Raw genomic sequence first — 18,998 nt, 5'->3', positions numbered from 1 at the left:
ATTCTTTGTAAAAAATCCAATGAGAGCTTTTTGAGTCAGGATATACTATTTGCACCTGTAAAAAGTAAGGTCACGTTGCCTTATCATCTACGTGATAAATCAGGATTATCCCATGCCCCGGAATATAACGAAATTAAGAGTGCTCAGGAGAAGAAGATGCCTGAATTAACACCTTTTAAGGTGATGATCGTTGATGACCACCCACTCATGCGGCGAGGAATCAGTCAATTACTGCAGCTGGATAGCGCATTTGACGTAGTTGCCGAAGCCGGCGACGGTGCGAGCGCTATCGATTTGGCAAACCGTCTGGACATTGATGTGATCCTGCTCGATCTCAATATGAAAGGCATGAGCGGACTGGACACCCTGAATGCGCTGCGCCGGGATGGCGTCACAGCGCAAATTATTATTCTTACCGTTTCGGATGCCGCCAGCGATGTGTATGCCTTAATTGATGCCGGCGCGGATGGCTATTTACTTAAAGACAGCGATCCTGAAGTCCTGCTGGAAGCCATTCGCGCTGGCGCAAAAGGAGGTAAAGCCTTTAGTCAACGCGTCAGCGATTATCTGCGGGAACGGGAACTGTTTGGCGCCGAGGAAGATCCGTTCAGCGTACTCACCGAACGCGAGCTGGACGTGTTACATGAACTGGCTCAGGGATTATCGAATAAACAGATTGCATCCGTACTGAATATTTCCGAGCAAACGGTGAAAGTGCATATCCGCAACCTGTTGCGAAAACTTAACGTCCGCTCTCGCGTTGCCGCCACCATCCTGTTTTTACAAACACGCGGCATGCAGTAATCAGATATTGCCCGATGGCGCTACGCTTATCGGGCCTACAAGTCACGTGCATCAGTAGGCCGGATAAGACGCTTTGCGTCGCCATCCGGCATCTTCCACTCTTACTTCTCCTGCGGCGTTAGCTGCTCCATCGCCTGTTTGATGCTGCGCTCAATTACCGCCCGACGGGTATCATTGGCGGGCAATAATTTCAGCATCATCTCCCACGCCGCAACCGCCTCGCCGAAGCGTTGCTGTTCGAAAGCATTAAACGCGTACATGCTGAGAATCCGCACGTTGGCATGTTCGCCGCGCACCAACTGGCGTAGCAGCTCCCCTCCCCGACGGTTATCATCTGGATCGGAAGAACGGGTCAGCGCTTCCGCGTAGCCCAGCGCGGCATCGCTGTTTTTCGGATCCAGTCGGTAGGCATTGGCATACGCTTCAGTCGCCGTACTGGCATTACCGAGAACCATGCCTACGCGCCCAAGCATGATCCAGCCTTCAACGTTCCCGGCATCGGTTTGCAGCCGAGTGCGTAATCCCAACGCCAGACGCGCCATATCCTCTTCATTCAGCGGTTCAGCCTTTGGATCTAACGCCCGCTCCAGCAACGCCGGAGCCTGTGCAGTCGCCTGCTGCCAGACCTGAACCTGCTTATAGTTGCCGGTTTCATAATAGCTCACTGCGCCAACCCCCAGCGCCACCACGATGCCGGGCACAAACAACCCGAACCCACCGCGCTTGCCATCCGGGATAACGTCGTCAGGAAACGCTTCCTGTTTCACCCGGACACGTCGGCGAGTACGGGCAAAAATAATCCAACCCCCCAGACCAATTGCCACAACGGGCATCACCCACAGCAGCACGGTCAGCGGCGTCAACGGCGGATCGTAAGTCACGAAGTTGCCGTAGCGCGCCACCATGTAATCGACAATTTCTTTCTGGCTTTTTCCTTCCTGCATCAGTTCGTAAACCTTCTGACGCAGATCGGTGGCAATCATTGAGTTAGAGTCAGCAATGCTGTTGTTCTGACATTTAGGACAACGCAGTTGTTCGGTAAGCTGGCGGAACTGCTGCTCCTGCGCTTCGTCCTTAAACTGCATCACGTCGATAGTCGCCAGAGCGGATCCCGAGATAACCAGCATCAGCAGGCCCAGTAAAAATCTCATTGCGCAGCCTCCTTACTGTACTTGTCCCATAACGGTTTGATCTCGCTTGCCCACACCCTGGCGTTTAAATCACCAGCATGGCGGTAGCGAATAATGCCTTTCCCGTCGATCAGGAACGTTTCCGGCGCGCCGTACACCCCAAGATCCAGACCAAGCATCCCGTCGCCGTCAAACAGGCTCAGCGCATATGGATTGCCCAGCTCTTTCAGCCAGACAATGGCTTTCTGACGATCGTCTTTATAGTTCAACCCAACGACCCGCACGCCTTGTGCCGACAGCTGGTTCAGATACTGGTGCTCAGCACGACAGGTCGGACACCAGGTCGCCCAGACGTTCAGCAATACCGGTTTGCCCTGCGTCAGCACATCGGCCTGATAATGCTGGCCCGGATTTTCCAGCGATTCGAGGCGGAATGTTGGAACGGGTTTGCCAATCAGCGCCGATTCCAGATTCGTCGGGTCGTCCCCCTGCGCGTTACGCGCTAACTGCCACAGCAGCGCCGCCGCAATGATGAGAAAAATAATAAACGGGATTAACAGTGCGTTGCGCTTCATACAGCCTCCGACGCGTTTTTTTGCACCGCAGCGCGAGGACGCATGCGCTGGCGATAGCGTGGATCAAACAGGCAGAACAACCCGCCCAGCGCCATCAGCAACCCTCCGGCCCAAATCCAGCGAATAAACGGTTTATAGTACAGACGCACTGCCCACGCGCCGTTGTCCAGCTCTTCGCCTAATGCCGCGTACAGGTCACGCGTCAGTCCGCCATCGATCGCCGCTTCGGTCATCATTGAACTGGTGCTGTTGTAAAAGCGTTTTTCCGCATGCAGCGTTGCTTCCGGCTTGCCGTCACGGGTAACACCAATCACGGCCACGCCCCCCCGGTAGTTAGGTCCGGTAATATCTTTTACTTCGCGGAAAGTGAACTGATAATCATGGATGCTGACGCTATCGCCCGCCTTCATGCGCACATCACGTTCAACGCTGTAGTTCTGGCTAAAGGCAATACCGACGATGGTAACAGCCAGTCCTACGTGACCTGAAACCATGCCCCAGTAGCTCGGCGTCAACTTCGTGCCGCGCGAAATGCGCAGGAACGCTTCGGACATCGCCAGCACAAAAATCCAGCACGCCATCGCCATACCCACGACGGTCATCGCCGCAACGCGATCCTCAAACAGCCACGGTAGCAGCACGGACAGTACCAGCGTGGTAACAAACGCGACAATCAGTAGCGTTTTCAGCTTACGCGGTCGGTCACGTCCCCAGCGCACCAGTGGCCCAATCCCCAGCAATAGCGCAAACGGCGCCATCAGCCAGGTAAACATAGTGTTGAAGAACGGCTCGCCAATCGAAATACTGCCCAGTCCCAGCTGTTTGTGCACCAATGGCAGCAGCGTACCCAACAGCACCACCAGCATCGCAGCAATCAGCAGCACGTTATTACCCAGCAACAGCGATTCACGCGACCACAGCGCGTTATTCACCCGCGAGCGAACCTTGTGACCGCGCACTGCAAACAGCAGCAGGGAACCACCGATAACCAGTACCATAAAGGCAAGAATGAACATCCCGCGTGACGGGTCAGAGGCGAAAGCGTGCACCGAAACCAATACCCCCGAACGCACCAGGAACGTCCCCAGTAAACAGAGCGAGAAGGCACAGATTGACAGCAGTAACGTCCAGGCTTTAAAGCTGGCGCGTTGTTCGGTCACTGACAGCGAGTGCATCAGCGCAGTCCCCACCAGCCACGGCATAAACGATGCGTTCTCTACCGGATCCCAGAACCACCAACCGCCCCAGCCCAGTTCGTAGTATGCCCAGGCAGAACCGAGCACAATACCCAGCGTCAGAAACACCCACGCCGCCAGCGTCCACGGACGCGAAAAACGGGCGAAGGTGCTGTCCAGTCGGCCGCTCATCAACGCGGCAATGGCAAAGGCAAAGGCCACGGAGAAACCGACATAACCCATGTACAGCAACGGCGGATGGAAGATCAGCCCCGGATCCTGCAACAGCGGATTCAGGTCGCGGCCTTCAATAGGAAAATCTGGCAACGTGCGGGCAAACGGATTGGAAGTAAACAGGATAAACAGCAGGAAGCCAACGCTGACCATGCCCATCACCGCCAGTACGCGGGCGACGATATCCAGCGGCATCCGCTGGCTGAACAGCGCCACCGCGAACGTCCAGCCGCTCATCAGCAACACCCACAACAACAATGAGCCTTCATGCGCGCCCCATGTCGCGGCGACGCGATACCAGACCGGAAGTTGCGTATTGGAATTGCTGGCGACATAGGTCACGGTAAAGTCATTGACCACAAATGCGTTTACCAGCACCAGAAACGCACCCATCACACAGATAAACAACACCCAGGCAAAGGGGCGCGCAGAGGCCATCATCCGGACATCGCCACGCGCTACGCCCCACAGCGGATAGACCGACAGCAGTAATGCAACGCCAAGCGCAAGACACAACAGCCCATTGCCAATTTCAGGCATCATGACGTTTTATCCTTATAAACACTTTCCGGGCGACGGTGGTTCTCCTGCATCGCTTTTTCGACTTCCGGCGGGGTGTAATTTTCATCATGTTTGGCCAGAACCTCTTTGGCCTGCACATGATTCCCCTGATCCAGCTCTCCCTGAACAACGACGCCCTGCCCTTCACGGAACAGGTCCGGCAGGATACCTTCATAAGTCACATCCACCACGCCTTCGGCGTCATAGATGCTGAAGTTAACTTTCAGCGACTGCGGGTCGCGCTTCACACTACCCGGCATAACCATTCCGCCAACGCGCAGGCGTTGACCGACTTCCGGCATCTGCTGAGTTTCACGCTTGCCGTAGAGTATTTCTCCCGGCGTATAGAACAAATCGATATTGGAACGCAGCGCATAGAGCACCAACGTGATGGTCAAAGCCAGACCCGCCAGCACCGCACAGGCTACCCATAGCCGATTTTTACGTCGAATATTCACGCCGCCTCCCGTTGCACTTGCGCTGCACGCATGCGGGCTTCCCGCGCCCGTTGTTGCGCCACCCCGCGCAAAATCGCGCGATGCTGTAGTGCAGAATGCAGCACCAGCACCAGCAACGGAATTACGCTCATGGCCACAGCCAGCCAGACATATAAGGCGTAACCGCCCATCGCGAAAAAATCACTCCATGATGCAAATGCAGGGGTCATTGGCGGCCTCTTTTTAAGATCAGTTCGCTCACCCACGGGCGGCGTTTTTCCATCATCAAAATCAGGTTACGCATGCGCATCAGCGCCAGCGTGACAAACAGGAGCAGATAGCCGACGATCGCCAGACGCAGCGGCGCGCGCATTGCCGGATCAATACTTTGCTGCATGCGGGTCGACCCCTGGTGCAACGTGTTCCACCACTCGACCGAGTAGTGAATAATCGGTAAGTTGACCACGCCAATTAGCACCAGAATGCCGGCAGCGCGCCCCGCCAGACGGCGGTCATCAAAGGCATGCCACAGCGCAATGGCACCAACGTAGAGAAACAGCAGCACCAGTTCAGAGGTGAGACGGGCATCCCAGACCCACCAGGTTCCCCACATCGGTTTGCCCCATGCGGAACCCGTCACCAGCGCAATAAAGGTGAACACTGCACCAATGGGCGCCATCGCAGCCAGCGCCAGATTAGCCATTTTCATCTGCCAGACCAGGCCGATAAATGCGGCAACCGCCATTGATGCGTAAATGCCCATCGACCAGATTGCCGCCGGGACATGCAGATAGATGATGCGATAGCTCTGCCCCTGCTGATAATCCGCTGGCGCGAAGCCAAATCCCCAAACCCATCCTGTTACCAGTACCACTGCGCTGGCAATCGCCAGCCATGGAATAAACCAGCCACAGACCTGATAGAGACGTGGGGGCATCGCCAGTTGATGAAGTGTTTTCCACATAGTTCAGTCACCAGACTCAGTAAATTAGTAAATGTCCGTTTTACCGGAGGGCGGCTTCGCCTTGTCCGGCCTACAAGTCATATCTGCGCTATTGCACGCTGATACGTAACGCTGCAGCCGTGGCAAACGGGCTTAGCGTGGCGCTACCTACCAGCAACGCGCCCAGAATCGCCATGTACCCTTCAACCGGTAAGTGCATGGAAGCTGCATCCATCGCGGCGGTCGCAAAAATCAACAATGGAATGGTTAACGGGAGTACCAGCACGCTCAACAGCACACCACCGCGCTTTAAACCCACCGTCAACCCTACGCCCGGTGCGCCGAGAAAACCCAGCGTCGGCGTTCCAAGCAGCAACGTCAGCGCCATAATTTGCCAACCATACATATCCATACCCAGCAGCAATGCCACCAGCGGCGAGAGGATCAGCAGCGGCAAACCGGTCACAACCCAGTGCGCCATCACCTTAGCCAACACCACTGCCGGTAGCGGCAATGGCAGCAGCATCAATTGTTCGAGGCTGCCATCCTGCAAGTCATCCCGGAATAAACGTTCCAGCGCCAGTAATGAGGCCAGCAATGCGGCAACCCAGATAATGCCCGGTGCAATACGCGCCAGCAGCTGCGGCTCCGGCCCAATGCTGAGCGGGAACAGTGTTATGACGATCAGGAAGAACCATAACGGATTGGCGATCTCTGCACTATGACGGAACGCAACCCGCAGTTCTAAACGGAAGATTTGCCACATCATTGCGTTGCCCTCTCGCTGGTCAGCGCAATACGTCGCACTTTATCGGTCTCGACATTGAGCGGTTGGTGGGTGGTGAGAATAACAATACCGCCCTGCTCCGTATGTTGCGCCATACGCTGAGTCAGTCGTTCAACGCCGTTCACATCAATGGCGGTAAAGGGCTCATCGAGGATCCACAGCCGGGCGCGAGTCAGCCACAAACGGGCCAGCGCCACGCGTCGCTGTTGCCCGGCGGAGAGTTGGTTCACCGGAATATCTTCATATCCGGCAAGCCCCGCCTGCGCCAGCGCCGCCAGACAATCGCCATCGTGATGGAAAAACCGTAGATTCTCCAACGCCGAAAGCCGGGTTTTTATCCCCGGCTGATGTCCGATCCACAGTAGTTCCTGATGGTAACTGTCCCGCACCTGGTGCAGCGATTTCCCTTGCCAGCAAACCTCTCCGGCATCAGGACGAGCCAGCCCGGTAAGCAACCGCAGCAGAGTGGTTTTCCCTGCGCCGTTGCTGCCGGTAATTTGTACCCATTCCCCTGCGTTGACGCGAAATGACAACTCGCTGAACAGTATTCTGTCATCCCGCTCGCAAAGTAATTCTCTGGCTTCAAGCATACCTGGTTATCTACATCCTGTTAAAAGCCCGGTTTGACTTCGCGCATATCAGGCAGTTTGTGCGCTATCCCTTTATGACAGTCAATACAGGTTTGCCCGTCTTTCACGGCCTGGTCGTGCATTTTGGCCGCTACGCCTTTCTGGGCGGTTAAATCCATAAACTCGAAGTTGTGACAGTTTCGACACTCTTGCGAATTGTTATCTTTCATACGCCGCCACTCATTTTGCGCCATCGTTAAACGATGATCTTCAAATTTCTGCGGTGTATCTATTAACCCCAGTGCTTTCGCGTACAGCTCTTTACTGGCCTTGATCTTACGGATCATTTTCGGGCCCCACTCGTGTGGGACGTGGCAATCAGGGCAAGTCGCGCGCACACCACTACGGTTGTTGTAGTGTACGGTTTCCATATATTCCTGGTACACCGTATTGCGCATTTCGTGACAGCTAATGCAGAACTCTTCTGTATTGGCCTTTTCCATACCGGTATTAAAGCCGCCCCAGAAAATAATGCCGCCCACAAAGCCGATTAACAACAGCGTGCCGAGCGCCAGACGGCTGGGGCGACGCCACCATTGCCAGACGCGCTTAATCCAGCCTGGTTTACGGTTAGAATTTTCCATAATGACCTCCCGAGCCTATTCCAGTAGGCGTAAATTGTTGCAGCCAGTTTGGACACGGACAGCGCGGAACAACCGGAGCGTACTTACAGTACGTGAGGACTGTGAGCACTGCCCTGGTCCGAAATGGCAAATAAAATAGCCTAATGGGGCAGGCTCTCATTTCCCGTAACCTTTCGAGGGGGTAAAGGTATTTTCAACAATCGGCGCCGCATCCGCCTGCGGGACATGACACTGCAGGCAGAAGTAACGACGCGGCGCGACTTCAGCCAGTACCTTGCCGTTGCTGTCCATAAAGTGCGTCGGGCTGATGCGCGGCGCACCGGTGGTGCGATAGCTTTCCACACCGTGGCATTGCAGGCAGCGGTTAGTGTTAGTCGTCACCTGATACCCTTCAACGCTGTGCGGAACCATCGGCGGCTGATTCACATAATTCAGCGGCATACGCTCCTGCTCTTTCGGCATGCGAATTGCCCCTTCCTGTGTCCCTGAGACTTCCGGTGACTGGCTCAGATCCACTCCGTTTGCAGCCCAAACGGCCCCACTGACTAGCAAGGCCAGCGCGGCGGTCCATTGACTCAGCGCTTTAATCAGGTCATGGCTTTTCATTGTTTCGCTCCCGAACTCCATCGCATTTACACTTCATCCTTTAAGCTGCCTCTTTGTTAGCTGCGCTCCGAAACCCCAGTCACATAGTTACTATGCTCCTGGGGAATTTCTCGCTTGCCGCCGCGATGCATCTCAAATGATTTTGTGTATCGTTATTGTAAAAACATCCTCAGAACAGACATCCACACAGCGACCGCAGGCCATGCAATCGCGACTGGTTACCTGCACCGGACTTTGCTCATCCAGCACCGGCGCACGTAGCACATGCGGTTCCGGGCAAACATGAAAACAATCCATACAGCGGTTACATCTGTTACGTTCTTTGGCCGAGACGGTTAATGCACCTTTACTGCCCACTATGCTATACAGCGCACCCAGTGGGCAGAGATGCCCGCACCAGCCATGCTCAACAACCAGTAAATCAAATAAAAACAGCGCGAGGATCAGCAACGCTCCGCTACCGAATCCCATTACCAGACTACGTCCCAGCAGAGAGACCGGGTTTATCCACTCCCACAGCAGCGTACCGGTCAGCGCAGAACCGACCAGAATGACCACCAGCAGGACGTACCGTATATAGCGCGGCAGGGTCGCGGACTGATTCAGGTCAAACCTTCTGCGCAGCCAACTGGCTAAATCGGTAACCGGGTTCATTGGGCAAACCCAACTGCAAAACAGTCGCTTACCTGCCAGGGCATACAGCACCGTGATGATGGCGGCGCCTGTTAACGCGACTGTTGCTGGCAGGTGCCCGCTGGCCAGGCTTTGCAGGGTAATGAGTGGATCGGTTAACGGAATGGTATCCAGCAACAGGCTGCTGCTGTAATTACCATGCAGGATCCACACGCCCAGCCACGGACCGCTGAGGAACATCGCCAGGATCAAAAACTGACTCAGACGACGCAGCACCAGCCAGCGATGGCTCCGCCACCACCCTTTTTTCGCCTGCGCTTCACGCCCGGCATCACGTTTACGATTTGCCATTGTTCCCCTCCAGCCAACCGAAGCGGTAATGGTGTCCTAACTCCCCTTTCGCCAGCGACAGCGGCAGCACTTTTATTGCAGGCTGCTCCAGTACGCAGACTTTTTCGCATTTCCCACAGCCGGTACAGGCATCGCTGTGCACGGTCGGAATAAACCTCGCGTGCTTGCCGGTACGCATGTTGCGGTCCAGCTCCAGGGTGATAGCCTCATCGATTTTCGGGCACTCGCGATAGCAAACGTCGCAGCGTAACCCCTGATAGTTGAGGCAGTTTTCGTGATCCAGCAGTACCGCCAGTCCCATGCGTGAATCGTCAATAGACTCAATCTCCCTGTCCAACGCACCGCTGGGGCAGACTTTGGCGCACGGAATGTCTTCACACATCTCGCAGGGGATGTCGCGAGCGACAAAATAGGGTGTTCCGGCCGCCAGCCCGGAGGCCAGCGTTGCCAATTTCAGCGTGTCGTATGGGCAAGCCTGGACGCACTGGCCACAGCGCACGCAGGCGCTGGCAAATGCGTCCTCACTCAGAGCCCCAGGCGGGCGCAGCCGCACGCCGGTTGCACGTGCGGTTTGCTGTTGCAACCCCAGCGCCACGCCAACGACGGCCAGCCCGCCTGCTGCGCGAACCATATCGCGCAGAAAGCGGCGGCGGCCATTTTGGGGTTTAGCTGACCGGGACATAACGCGTTACACCTTCGCCAGTTTCACAGCGCACTTCTTGAAATCCGTCTCTTTGGAGAGCGGATCCGTCGCATCCAGCGTCAGGTTGTTCACCAGCTGTGCGGCATCGAAGAACGGCATGTACACCAGCCCCTGCGGCGGACGGTTACGACCGCGTGTTTCAACAATCGAAATCACTTCGCCACGACGGGAAACCACTTTGACTTTATCGCCACGGCGCAGATCGCGCGCTTTTGCATCCAGCGGATGGATAAACAGCACGGCTTCCGGGAAAGCGCGGTGCAGTTCAGGCACACGGCGCGTCATGCTGCCGGTATGCCAGTGTTCCAACACACGTCCGGTAGACAGCCACAGGTCATATTCTTTATCCGGCGCTTCAGCAGCAGGCTCAAACGGCAGCGCGAAGATGACCGCTTTGCCGTCCGGTTTGCCGTAGAACTTGTAGCTTTCTCCAACCTTCACGTACGGATCGTTGCCTTCGCTGTAGCGCCACTGAGTCTCCTTACCGTCGACCACCGGCCAGCGTAACCCGCGCGCCTTGTGGTAATCATCAAACGGTGCAAGATCGTGTCCGTGTCCGCGACCAAACCAGGCATACTCTTCGAACAGACCTTTTTGCAGGTAGAAACCGAGTTCGCGAGATTCATCGTTCAGTTGATCTTCAGCCAGTTCGCTGACCGGGAATTTCGTTACTGCTGGCGTGGCGAACAGCACGTCATACAACGTCTTACCGCGCAGCTCGGGTTTCTTCGCCAGCAGTTCCTCCGGCCACACTTCTTCCGTTTTGAATCGGCGGGCAAACTGCACCATCTGCCACAGATCAGATTTCGCTTCACCCGGTGCTTTAATCTGCTGACGCCAGAACTGAGTACGGCGCTCGGCGTTACCGTAAGCCCCTTCTTTCTCTACCCACATCGCTGTTGGCAGGATCAGGTCGGCCGCCAGAGCACTGACCGTCGGGTACGGATCGGAAACGATGATAAAGTTGCGCGGATCGCGCCAGCCAGGCATACGCTCTTCGTTGATGTTCGGCCCAGCCTGCATGTTGTTGTTACACATCACCCAGTAGACATTGAGCTTGCCATCTTTCAGTGCGCGGTCCTGCGCCACAGCATGCAGACCGATTTTCGCCGGAATTGTCCCCGCCGGAATGTTCCAGTGTTTTTCGCAGATATCGCGGTGTTTCTCGTTCGTCACCACCATGTCCGCAGGCAGACGGTGAGAGAAGGTCCCGACTTCACGCGCGGTACCACAAGCGGAAGGCTGACCCGTCAGCGAGAATGGGCCGCAGCCTGGTTGAGAAATTTTACCGGTCAGCAGGTGCAGGTTATAGACCAGGTTGTTAGCCCATACGCCACGGGTATGCTGGTTAAAGCCCATCGTCCAGTAGGAGATGACTTTTTTCTTCGGATCGGCATACAGCTGCGCCAACTGTTCCAGTTGATCTTTTGGTACGCCGGTCATTTCGGCGGTTTTGTCCAGTGTATACTCGGCAACGAAGGCTTTGTAGTCCTCAAAGCTCATCGGTTCAGAGGCATCGGAACCTGGATTTTTCGCCGCTTTTTCCAGCGGATGGGTAGGACGCAGACCGTAGCCGATATCCGTCGCCCCTTTACGCAGATTAACGTGCTTGCTAAAGAAGTCCTGGTTTATCGCATTGTTTTGAATGATATAGTTTGCGATGTAGTTGAGGATCACCAGGTCGCTTTGCGGCGTAAAGACGATGCCGTTATCCGCCAGCTCAAAGCTACGATGCTGGAAGGTAGAGAGAACGGCGACGTTGACGTTAGGATCGGACAGACGACGGTTGGTAATACGCGACCACAGGATCGGGTGCATTTCCGCCATATTTGCGCCCCACAGGACGAAAGCATCCGCATGCTCGATATCGTCATAACAGCCCATCGGCTCATCCATCCCAAAGGTACGCATAAAGCCCACAACGGCTGACGCCATGCAGTGACGCGCGTTCGGATCGATGTTGTTCGAGCGGAAACCGGCTTTGAACAGTTTTGCGGCAGCGTAGCCTTCCCAGATGGTCCACTGACCGGAGCCAAACATACCAATAGCGTCTGGCCCTTTCTCTTTCAGAGAGGCTTTAAATTTCTCTTCCATCACATCAAAGGCCTGATCCCAGCTAATCGGGGTGAATTCGCCTTCTTTGTGATATTTGCCGTCTTTCATGCGCAGCATCGGCTGCGTTAAACGGTCTTTTCCGTACATGATTTTCGGCAGGAAGTAACCTTTGATGCAGTTAAGCCCACGGTTAACCGGCGCATCCGGGTCACCCTGACATGCCACAACACGCCCTTGTTGAGTGCCTACCAATACGCCACAACCGGTACCGCAAAAACGGCACGGGGCTTTATCCCATTTGATGGCTTCTTGCTGACCGACTACCGCACGGGCTACGCCCGGCACGCTTAACCCGGCAGCCGCCGCAGCGGCCGCAACGGCGTTAGCTTTCATAAAGCTACGACGACTGAGTTTCATGGTGTTTCCTCACCTTGCTCATCCTGCTGGTGATAAACCAGCGACACCGCCAGCACGCCCGCAACGTTGCGCACTGACTCAATTGTTTTCATTAGCGTTTCACTATGCTCAGCTTCTACCACCACAATCAGCTGACCGCTTTCCACATCGCTGAGAGCAACTTCGCAACCCGGAAACGAACGTAACTGCGTGGCGATATCGCTGATGTACTGACTTTTGGCCTGAACGACCAGGCTGCAGACCTGCCAGTTAGTGTCCATGGTTGTACTCCGCATTAATGGCTGATACCGGACAGATAGCGACACACGCGCCGCATCCGTTACATGCCTGGTTGTCGAGCTGTGGCTGATAAATACCGGACAGCGTGGGACGAAAGGTAATGGCCATGGGTTCACAGCTATCCTGACAGCGATGGCATTCAACGGACTGATGCGCGAGACAGTTGTCACCGATCGAAAAATTCAGATCCCATGCCCTGGTGTGGCGCGGAAGAAAAAGTGATTCGGGACAGGCTTCTGCGCAGGCATAACAAAAGCTGCACTCGCCATGTTTGAAATTTACGCTCGGGTAACCACCCTGGCCTCGCTGCAGGATGTCGGTTTCACACGCCTGGATGCAGGCGTCACAACGGAGGCAATGAGCCAGAAAGTGAGAGTCTTCCTTGCTCCACGGCGGACGAATCCCATTGCTGGCTTTACGCCAACTGCCTGTCAACATGCCTCGACGGGATAAATCAACCATGACATTGTCCTTCCATAATGACGCTCTCCCTCGGCGGGTTGAACGACAATAAAAAACACACTATTTATGAGTAGTTATTTTTAGCCGTAAGATATTTCAGGATGTGTTTGAGGTGCATACCCCAATTGGGGTAAATGCTGTTGCCGGATCAAAAGAGTGTTGAGTTGGCGGGAAAAAGTGCGCTTTTGTTCACATTTCAATGAGTTATATAATCAATTATATAACGAAAAATTAAACAGAGAATAATCTCATTATTCAGATAATTCATGGTGTTTATCGCTACATAAATTATAAACCTTCAATTAATACACTTAAAATATAAGTAAATTTAGATTAATGGACGATATGAATATGCTAACCTGCCCTTGATACGTTGATAAGACAGAAGAAAGGAAATACTGTGAACAATAAGATGAAGACAATTGTCCCTGCCGTACTCCTTGCCGCCTTCGCCAGCACCTCTGTGTGGGCGACAACCACCGATGCCAGCGCTCAGCCGCTGGAAAAAGTCGCCCCTTATCCTAAAGCGGACAAGGGAATGAAGCGTCAGGTTATTCAGCTTACTCCTGAGAAAGATGAATCTACTCTCAAAGTAGAACTGCTGATCGGACAAACGCTGGAAGTTGACTGCAACCAACACCGCCTGGGCGGAGAACTGGACAGCAAAACGCTGGAAGGTTGGGGATATGACTACTATGTCTTTGACAAAGTTACGTCTCCGGTCTCAACCATGATGGCTTGCCCGGACGGTAAGAAAGAGAAGAAATTCATCACCGCGTATCTGGGTGATGACGGTATGCTGCGTTACAACAGCAAGTTGCCGATTGTGGTCTACACCCCGGAAAACGTGGAGGTGAAATACCGCATCTGGAAAGCAGAAGATAAGATTCAGGACGCCGTCGTGCGATAAGTGAGAATGTGCCGGATGGCGGCGTAGCGCCTCATCCGGCATTTTATTTACAGCGCGATATCCGCCACGGCTTTCTGCTCAGGTTGCGGTTGTGCCTGAGGTTTCAGCTGTGGTTTCGGCGCTTCATCAGCGACCTGCGGCTTATCATATTTCAGCCCCAGAACGTCACTGGTGTACTGCAGCTCTTGTTCCGTAGCCTCAACGTTACCGTTCAGCTTCGTGCCATAAGACGGAATAATCGTTTTCAGCTTCGCCTGCCACTCAGGGCTGGCTACTTTATCTTTAAACACTTTTTCCATCAGATGCAGCATGATCGGCGCCGCGGTTGACGCTCCCGGAGAAGCCCCCAGCAGTGCAGCAATGGTTCCCTCTTTATCGCTGACCACTTCGGTTCCCAGACGCAGAACGCCGCCCTTCTCAGCATCGCTTTTGATGATCTGCACGCGCTGACCCGCTTGCCACAAACGCCAGTCTTCTTTCTTCGCCTCTGGATAGTACTCCTGCAGAGCAGCAAAACGATCGTCGTCGCTGAGCATCACCTGGCTTACCAGATATTTCACCAGATCGAAGTTATCCAGACCAACATTCACCATCGGCATAAAGTTCGACGTGGTGGTAGAACTGAGCAGATCCCACAATGAACCATTTTTCAGGAACTTGGTGGAGAAGGTCGCGAACGGCCCAAACAGCACCACGCGTTTACCATCGAGGATACGGGTATCGATGTGCGGCACGGACATCGGCGGCGCGCCGACTGATGCCTGACCATACACTTTCGCCAGATGGCGATTTACCACGTCCGGATTGTCCGCAACCAGGAACTGCCCACCAACCGGGAATCCGGCATAGCCTTTCGCTTCCGGAATGTCGGTTTCCTGCAGCAGTTTCAGTGCTGCACCACCGGCACCAATGAAGACAAACTTCGCCTTAATATCGTGTTCCGCTTCGTTGTTTTTCAGATCGGCAACCGTGACGGTCCAGCTATTATCCGCGTTACGCTTAAAGCCGCGAACTTCGGTGTTCAGTTGCAGAGCAAAATTAGATTTTTTCTGCAACGATGCAATCAGCTGGCGCGTAATTTCACCGTAGTTCACGTCAGTACCGATCTCGGTACGCGTTGCCGCAACTTTCTGTTTCGGATCGCGACCTTCCATAACCAGAGGCGCCCATTCTTTAATCTGCGCGTGATCTTCAGAGTAGCGCATACCGCGGAACAGGGTGCTTTGCTGGAGTGCCGTGTAACGGGCACGCAGGAAATTCACGTTCTCGTCGCCCCAGACAAAGCTCATATGGGGAACAGTGGTGATAAACGAGCGGGGTTCATGCATCACGCCGTTGTTGACCTGATACGCCCAGAACTGGCGGGAAATCTGGAAGGCTTCGTTAATGTCGACTGCCTTTTCAATACTGATGCTACCGTCAGCCTTTTTAGGCGTGTAGTTCAGTTCCATCAGTGCGGAGTGGCCTGTTCCGGCGTTGTTCCAGCCGTTTGAACTCTCCTGAGCAACGCCATCCAGTCGCTCTACCATGGTCATTGACCATTGCGGCTCCAGCTCCTGCAAATAGGTTCCCAGTGTGGCGCTCATAATGCCGCCGCCAATCAACAGTACATCCGTTTCCTGCTCTTCCGCCGCTTTCGCTTTTGCTGCCATTGAGACAACATTCAGCCCTAGGGCCATGGTGAAGAGCATGGCAGTCACTTTTTTCATAATGTTAATGCCTTACTTTTAGTATCGCTTTTTGCTTTTTATGCAGGTGAAAATCGAGCGGCATCAACGGTAACACTTAAGTAAAAATAATTAAATATTGTTTATAAATTATATTTAAATTTTAAAAATGTTATTAATACGTTGATTCTTTATGTGGTTATTGACAATCATTTCTGGAAACCTCCCCGTCAGACGGGTACTATGCTGCGCTTTGCTATTCACTGCACGGATGCCTGTCGGTCTGCTGTCATCAGGCCTTTTCTGACCTGAGAGTAACTATGTCTGCAACACACTCTTCCCCTGCCGCGATGGCAGAACACACCACCCGCATCGTGTTACGCCAACCCCACCTGCTGGTTCGTGAAACGCTGGCTGGTGTGGTAACCGCCCTGGCGCTGATCCCGGAAGTGATTTCGTTTTCAGTTATCGCCGGCGTGGACCCTAAGATCAGCCTGATAGCCTCGGTAGTACTGTGCCTGGCGATGTCCTTTTTAGGTGGGCGTCCGGCAATGGTTACCGCCGCTGCAGGATCGGTTGCATTAGTCATTGGCCCGATGGTGCATCAACACGGCGTGCAGTACATCCTGCCTGCGGTAGTGCTGGCCGGGATTATTCAGATCCTGTTTGGTGTGTCAGGAATGGCACGTTTGATGCGGTTCATCCCCACAGCTGTGATGACCGGTTTCGTCAACGCGCTGGGTATTTTGATTTTCTTTGCTCAGGTCCCGCACTTCTGGGGGAAAAGCCCGTTAATCTGGGGGCTGTTCGTCCTGACGCTGCTGATTGTGCTGTGGGTTCCGCGGTTTATCAAAGCCATCCCCGCGCCGCTTATCGCCATTGTGCTGCTGACGGTGTTCACTGTCGCCAGCGGGCAACTGTTACCGACCGTCGGTGACGAAGGTTCAATGAGCGGCGGTCTGCCGGGCTTGACGCAGTTACTCGTACCACTCAACCTGCAAACGTTAGCCATTATCTGGCCCTGCGCGCTGAGCATCGCTTTTGTTGGATTGATGGAATCGCTATTAACTGCCCGACTGGTTGACGACCTGACGGTCACCCCGTCGAATAAAAACCGCGAAAGCACCGGACTGGGCGTAGCCAATATCCTGGCCGGTTTTTATGGCGGCATCGCCGGATGCGCGATGATCGGTCAAACGATTGTCAACATTGAGATGGGGAAAGCCCGCAGCCGTGTTTCCACGTTTGCCGCCGGGCTGGTCTTGCTGCTGCTCGTCACCGCACTCAGCGAGGTGATGGCAAAGATACCGATGTCAGTACTGGCGGGAATTATGGTGATTGTGGCGGTAAAAACGTTTAGCTGGCACAGCATCCGCCCCACGACGCTGACCAACATGCCGGTCGCCGAAACGCTGGCAATGTTGGCTACCGTCGCCGCGACAGTCTCTACCGGCAACCTGGCGATTGGCGTGGTTGCCGGCGTGATCACGATGTTGATACTGCCGCGCATCGTCAGAGGGAAACGGGCGTCTACATCAAAAACAGCGTCGCCAGACCCAGAAAAATAAAGAATCCGCCGGTGTCGGTGATAGCGGTAATCATGACGCTGGAGCCGACCGCCGGATCGCGCCCCAGCTTGACCATCGTCATCGGAATGATAACGCCCATTAGCGCCGCCATCAGCAGATTGAGCATCATCGCCAGGGTCATCACGCCGCCCAGCGCCATATCATCGTACAGCCACCAGGTGATGCCGCCCATGATTCCGCCCCAGACAAGGCCATTGATCAGCGCCACCCCCATTTCACGCAGGATCAGAAACGTCAGGTTGCCGGGCTGAATATTCTGCAACGCCAGCGCCCGGACGATCATGGTGATGGTCTGATTACCCGTATTACCACCAATCCCTGCCACAATGGGCATCAGCGAGGCCAGCGCCACCAGTTGTGAAATGGTGTGCTCGAAACCGTCGATTACCCGCGAGGCGATAAAGGCGGTACAGAGATTAATTGCCAGCCACGCCCAACGGGTTTTTACCGCTTTGGTGACCGGAGCGAATACGTCCTCTTCGGCACTTAAGCCCCCCATTCGACGCAGATCGGTATCGGTTTCTTCATAAACCACGTCGACGATCTCATCGACGGTTAAGCGTCCCATCAGCTTGCCGGAAGGGTCAACCACCGCAGCACTGACCAGGTTGTCACGTTCAAACGTACGCGCAGCGTTCTCGGCGATATCTTCCGGAGAAAATGTCAGCGGATCATCCTCCATCACTTCGCTGACTTTGCGCTGCACGTCATTGAGCAGAATACAGGTTAGCGTCAGTTCACCCACCAGAACTTTATTGCGATCGGTTACGAAGAGTTTATCGGTGTTCTCCGGCATTTTTCCCAGCCGCCGCAAGTACCGCTGCACCACTTCCAGCGTCACGTCCGGACGAACGGTGATAACTTCGAACTCCATAATCGCACCAACGCGATTCTTCTCGTAGTGCAGCACCTGACGTACGCGCGCCCGCTCTTCAGCAGGCAATGATGCCAGCAGTCGACCGGTAAGGTTACGGGGTAAATGCTGTACCAGATAAATCTGTTCGTCGATGTCGAGATATTGCAGCGCATCCAGTAGCTCGCGGTCGCTCATCTCGTCGATCAGGTCATCCCACACATTTTCTGATGCTTCAAGCAGGACGTTGCCGCGTTTTTCACTTTCGACCAGTCGCCACAGGGCGTGACGCTCTTCGGAGGGCAGTGCTTCAAGGGTATCGGCCAGATCGGGTGGCGGCAGATGCGCCACCAGTGCCCCTACCTCAGCAATATCGTCGGCTAACGTACCGACGTCATATTGCTCAGCCAGGGTAAGCTTACCCAATAATGTTGAAATAATGGCTTTATCAGTGGTCAGTAGCCAGATAAGACGAGCACGTTCCTCGTCACGTAGCCTGGCGCTGTTTTTGTTTATTACGGACATTAATCATAAATCCATGATATGAAATATCATCAATCATGATGCCGAATTATGTAAATAACAATAAACGAGGCCGCCGGCTGGATAAAAAA

20 protein-coding genes are annotated in these 18,998 nt (G+C 54.4%); 3 read left to right on the top strand and 17 right to left on the bottom strand.

Annotated features, from left to right (window positions below):
• Nucleotides 1–156: 156 nt before the first annotated feature.
• Nucleotides 157–804, top strand: coding sequence for a nitrate/nitrite response regulator protein NarP (narP, locus tag OGX91_RS20310; protein WP_005129312.1), 648 nt, complete (start codon nucleotides 157–159; stop codon nucleotides 802–804).
• Between the two features lie 101 nt (nucleotides 805–905).
• Here narP and OGX91_RS20305 read toward each other — a convergent pair whose 3' ends face one another.
• The 15 genes from OGX91_RS20305 to napF all read right to left on the bottom strand — a co-directional run bounded on the left by OGX91_RS20305 (nucleotide 906) and on the right by napF (nucleotide 13,365).
• Nucleotides 906–1,955, bottom strand: coding sequence for a cytochrome c-type biogenesis protein CcmH (locus tag OGX91_RS20305; RefSeq protein ID WP_199946858.1), 1,050 nt, complete (start codon nucleotides 1,953–1,955; stop codon nucleotides 906–908).
• Nucleotides 1,952–2,509 (bottom strand): thiol:disulfide interchange protein DsbE, encoded by a 558-nt coding sequence (dsbE, locus tag OGX91_RS20300; protein WP_040230589.1) that lies wholly within the window; start codon nucleotides 2,507–2,509, stop codon nucleotides 1,952–1,954. The genes OGX91_RS20305 and dsbE overlap by 4 nt, the downstream gene beginning before the upstream one ends.
• The gene (locus OGX91_RS20295; RefSeq protein ID WP_005129317.1) at nucleotides 2,506–4,461 is read right to left on the bottom strand and encodes a heme lyase CcmF/NrfE family subunit; all 1,956 of its coding nucleotides are present in this window, start codon (nucleotides 4,459–4,461) and stop codon (nucleotides 2,506–2,508) included. Before OGX91_RS20295 ends, dsbE begins: the two co-directional genes overlap by 4 nt.
• Nucleotides 4,458–4,937, bottom strand: coding sequence for a cytochrome c maturation protein CcmE (ccmE, locus tag OGX91_RS20290; RefSeq protein ID WP_188232054.1), 480 nt, complete (start codon nucleotides 4,935–4,937; stop codon nucleotides 4,458–4,460). Before ccmE ends, OGX91_RS20295 begins: the two co-directional genes overlap by 4 nt.
• On the bottom strand, nucleotides 4,934–5,146 hold the full coding sequence (ccmD, locus tag OGX91_RS20285) for a heme exporter protein CcmD (protein ID WP_005129320.1): 213 nt from the start codon (nucleotides 5,144–5,146) through the stop codon (nucleotides 4,934–4,936). The genes ccmE and ccmD overlap by 4 nt, the downstream gene beginning before the upstream one ends.
• Nucleotides 5,143–5,880 carry a heme ABC transporter permease gene (locus tag OGX91_RS20280; protein WP_040230584.1) on the bottom strand — a complete coding sequence of 246 codons (738 nt, stop codon included), beginning with the start codon at nucleotides 5,878–5,880 and terminating at the stop codon, nucleotides 5,143–5,145. Before OGX91_RS20280 ends, ccmD begins: the two co-directional genes overlap by 4 nt.
• Nucleotides 5,881–5,968: 88 nt before the next feature.
• Entirely contained in the window at nucleotides 5,969–6,628 is a 660-nt protein-coding gene (gene ccmB / locus OGX91_RS20275) for a heme exporter protein CcmB (protein ID WP_005129323.1), read from the bottom strand.
• The gene (ccmA, locus tag OGX91_RS20270) at nucleotides 6,625–7,236 is read right to left on the bottom strand and encodes a cytochrome c biogenesis heme-transporting ATPase CcmA (protein WP_286627236.1); all 612 of its coding nucleotides are present in this window, start codon (nucleotides 7,234–7,236) and stop codon (nucleotides 6,625–6,627) included. Before ccmA ends, ccmB begins: the two co-directional genes overlap by 4 nt.
• 20 nt (nucleotides 7,237–7,256) lie before the next feature.
• The gene (gene napC, locus OGX91_RS20265) at nucleotides 7,257–7,859 is read right to left on the bottom strand and encodes a cytochrome c-type protein NapC (RefSeq protein ID WP_003027548.1); all 603 of its coding nucleotides are present in this window, start codon (nucleotides 7,857–7,859) and stop codon (nucleotides 7,257–7,259) included.
• Between the two features lie 156 nt (nucleotides 7,860–8,015).
• Nucleotides 8,016–8,465 (bottom strand): nitrate reductase cytochrome c-type subunit, encoded by a 450-nt coding sequence (napB, locus tag OGX91_RS20260; protein ID WP_005129333.1) that lies wholly within the window; start codon nucleotides 8,463–8,465, stop codon nucleotides 8,016–8,018.
• A gap of 132 nt (nucleotides 8,466–8,597) precedes the next feature.
• Nucleotides 8,598–9,449, bottom strand: a complete 852-nt coding sequence (gene napH, locus OGX91_RS20255) for a quinol dehydrogenase ferredoxin subunit NapH (RefSeq protein WP_005129335.1) — start codon at nucleotides 9,447–9,449, stop codon at nucleotides 8,598–8,600.
• Nucleotides 9,436–10,131: a ferredoxin-type protein NapG gene (gene napG, locus OGX91_RS20250; RefSeq protein WP_137384108.1), complete on the bottom strand. Its 696-nt coding sequence runs from the start codon at nucleotides 10,129–10,131 to the stop codon at nucleotides 9,436–9,438. The genes napH and napG overlap by 14 nt, the downstream gene beginning before the upstream one ends.
• Before the next feature lie 6 nt (nucleotides 10,132–10,137).
• The gene (gene napA / locus OGX91_RS20245) at nucleotides 10,138–12,624 is read right to left on the bottom strand and encodes a nitrate reductase catalytic subunit NapA (RefSeq protein ID WP_005129339.1); all 2,487 of its coding nucleotides are present in this window, start codon (nucleotides 12,622–12,624) and stop codon (nucleotides 10,138–10,140) included.
• Nucleotides 12,621–12,884: a chaperone NapD gene (gene napD / locus OGX91_RS20240; RefSeq protein ID WP_005129340.1), complete on the bottom strand. Its 264-nt coding sequence runs from the start codon at nucleotides 12,882–12,884 to the stop codon at nucleotides 12,621–12,623. The genes napA and napD overlap by 4 nt, the downstream gene beginning before the upstream one ends.
• Nucleotides 12,874–13,365: a ferredoxin-type protein NapF gene (napF, locus tag OGX91_RS20235; RefSeq protein ID WP_040230577.1), complete on the bottom strand. Its 492-nt coding sequence runs from the start codon at nucleotides 13,363–13,365 to the stop codon at nucleotides 12,874–12,876. The genes napD and napF overlap by 11 nt, the downstream gene beginning before the upstream one ends.
• A 412-nt stretch (nucleotides 13,366–13,777) precedes the next feature.
• On the opposite strand from napF, the gene eco reads away from it, so the two are divergent.
• A complete protein-coding gene (eco, locus tag OGX91_RS20230) occupies nucleotides 13,778–14,275 on the top strand; it encodes a serine protease inhibitor ecotin (protein ID WP_005129346.1) in 498 nt (165 codons plus the stop codon).
• 47 nt (nucleotides 14,276–14,322) lie between these two features.
• Here eco and mqo read toward each other — a convergent pair whose 3' ends face one another.
• On the bottom strand, nucleotides 14,323–15,984 hold the full coding sequence (gene mqo, locus OGX91_RS20225) for a malate dehydrogenase (quinone) (RefSeq protein WP_040230576.1): 1,662 nt from the start codon (nucleotides 15,982–15,984) through the stop codon (nucleotides 14,323–14,325).
• 278 nt (nucleotides 15,985–16,262) lie between these two features.
• On the opposite strand from mqo, the gene OGX91_RS20220 reads away from it, so the two are divergent.
• On the top strand, nucleotides 16,263–17,510 hold the full coding sequence (locus tag OGX91_RS20220; protein WP_005129349.1) for a SulP family inorganic anion transporter: 1,248 nt from the start codon (nucleotides 16,263–16,265) through the stop codon (nucleotides 17,508–17,510).
• On the opposite strand, the gene mgtE is transcribed toward OGX91_RS20220, so the two are convergent.
• Nucleotides 17,473–18,909, bottom strand: a complete 1,437-nt coding sequence (mgtE, locus tag OGX91_RS20215) for a magnesium transporter (protein ID WP_005129351.1) — start codon at nucleotides 18,907–18,909, stop codon at nucleotides 17,473–17,475. The two genes, OGX91_RS20220 and mgtE, sit on opposite strands and share 38 nt — an antisense overlap.
• Nucleotides 18,910–18,998 lie beyond the last annotated feature (89 nt).

Origin of the sequence: Citrobacter sp. Cpa228, assembly GCF_030333085.1 — a bacterium.
GTDB lineage: Bacteria > Pseudomonadota > Gammaproteobacteria > Enterobacterales > Enterobacteriaceae > Citrobacter > Citrobacter pasteurii.
This window is presented reverse-complemented; position numbering and strand designations above follow the sequence as displayed.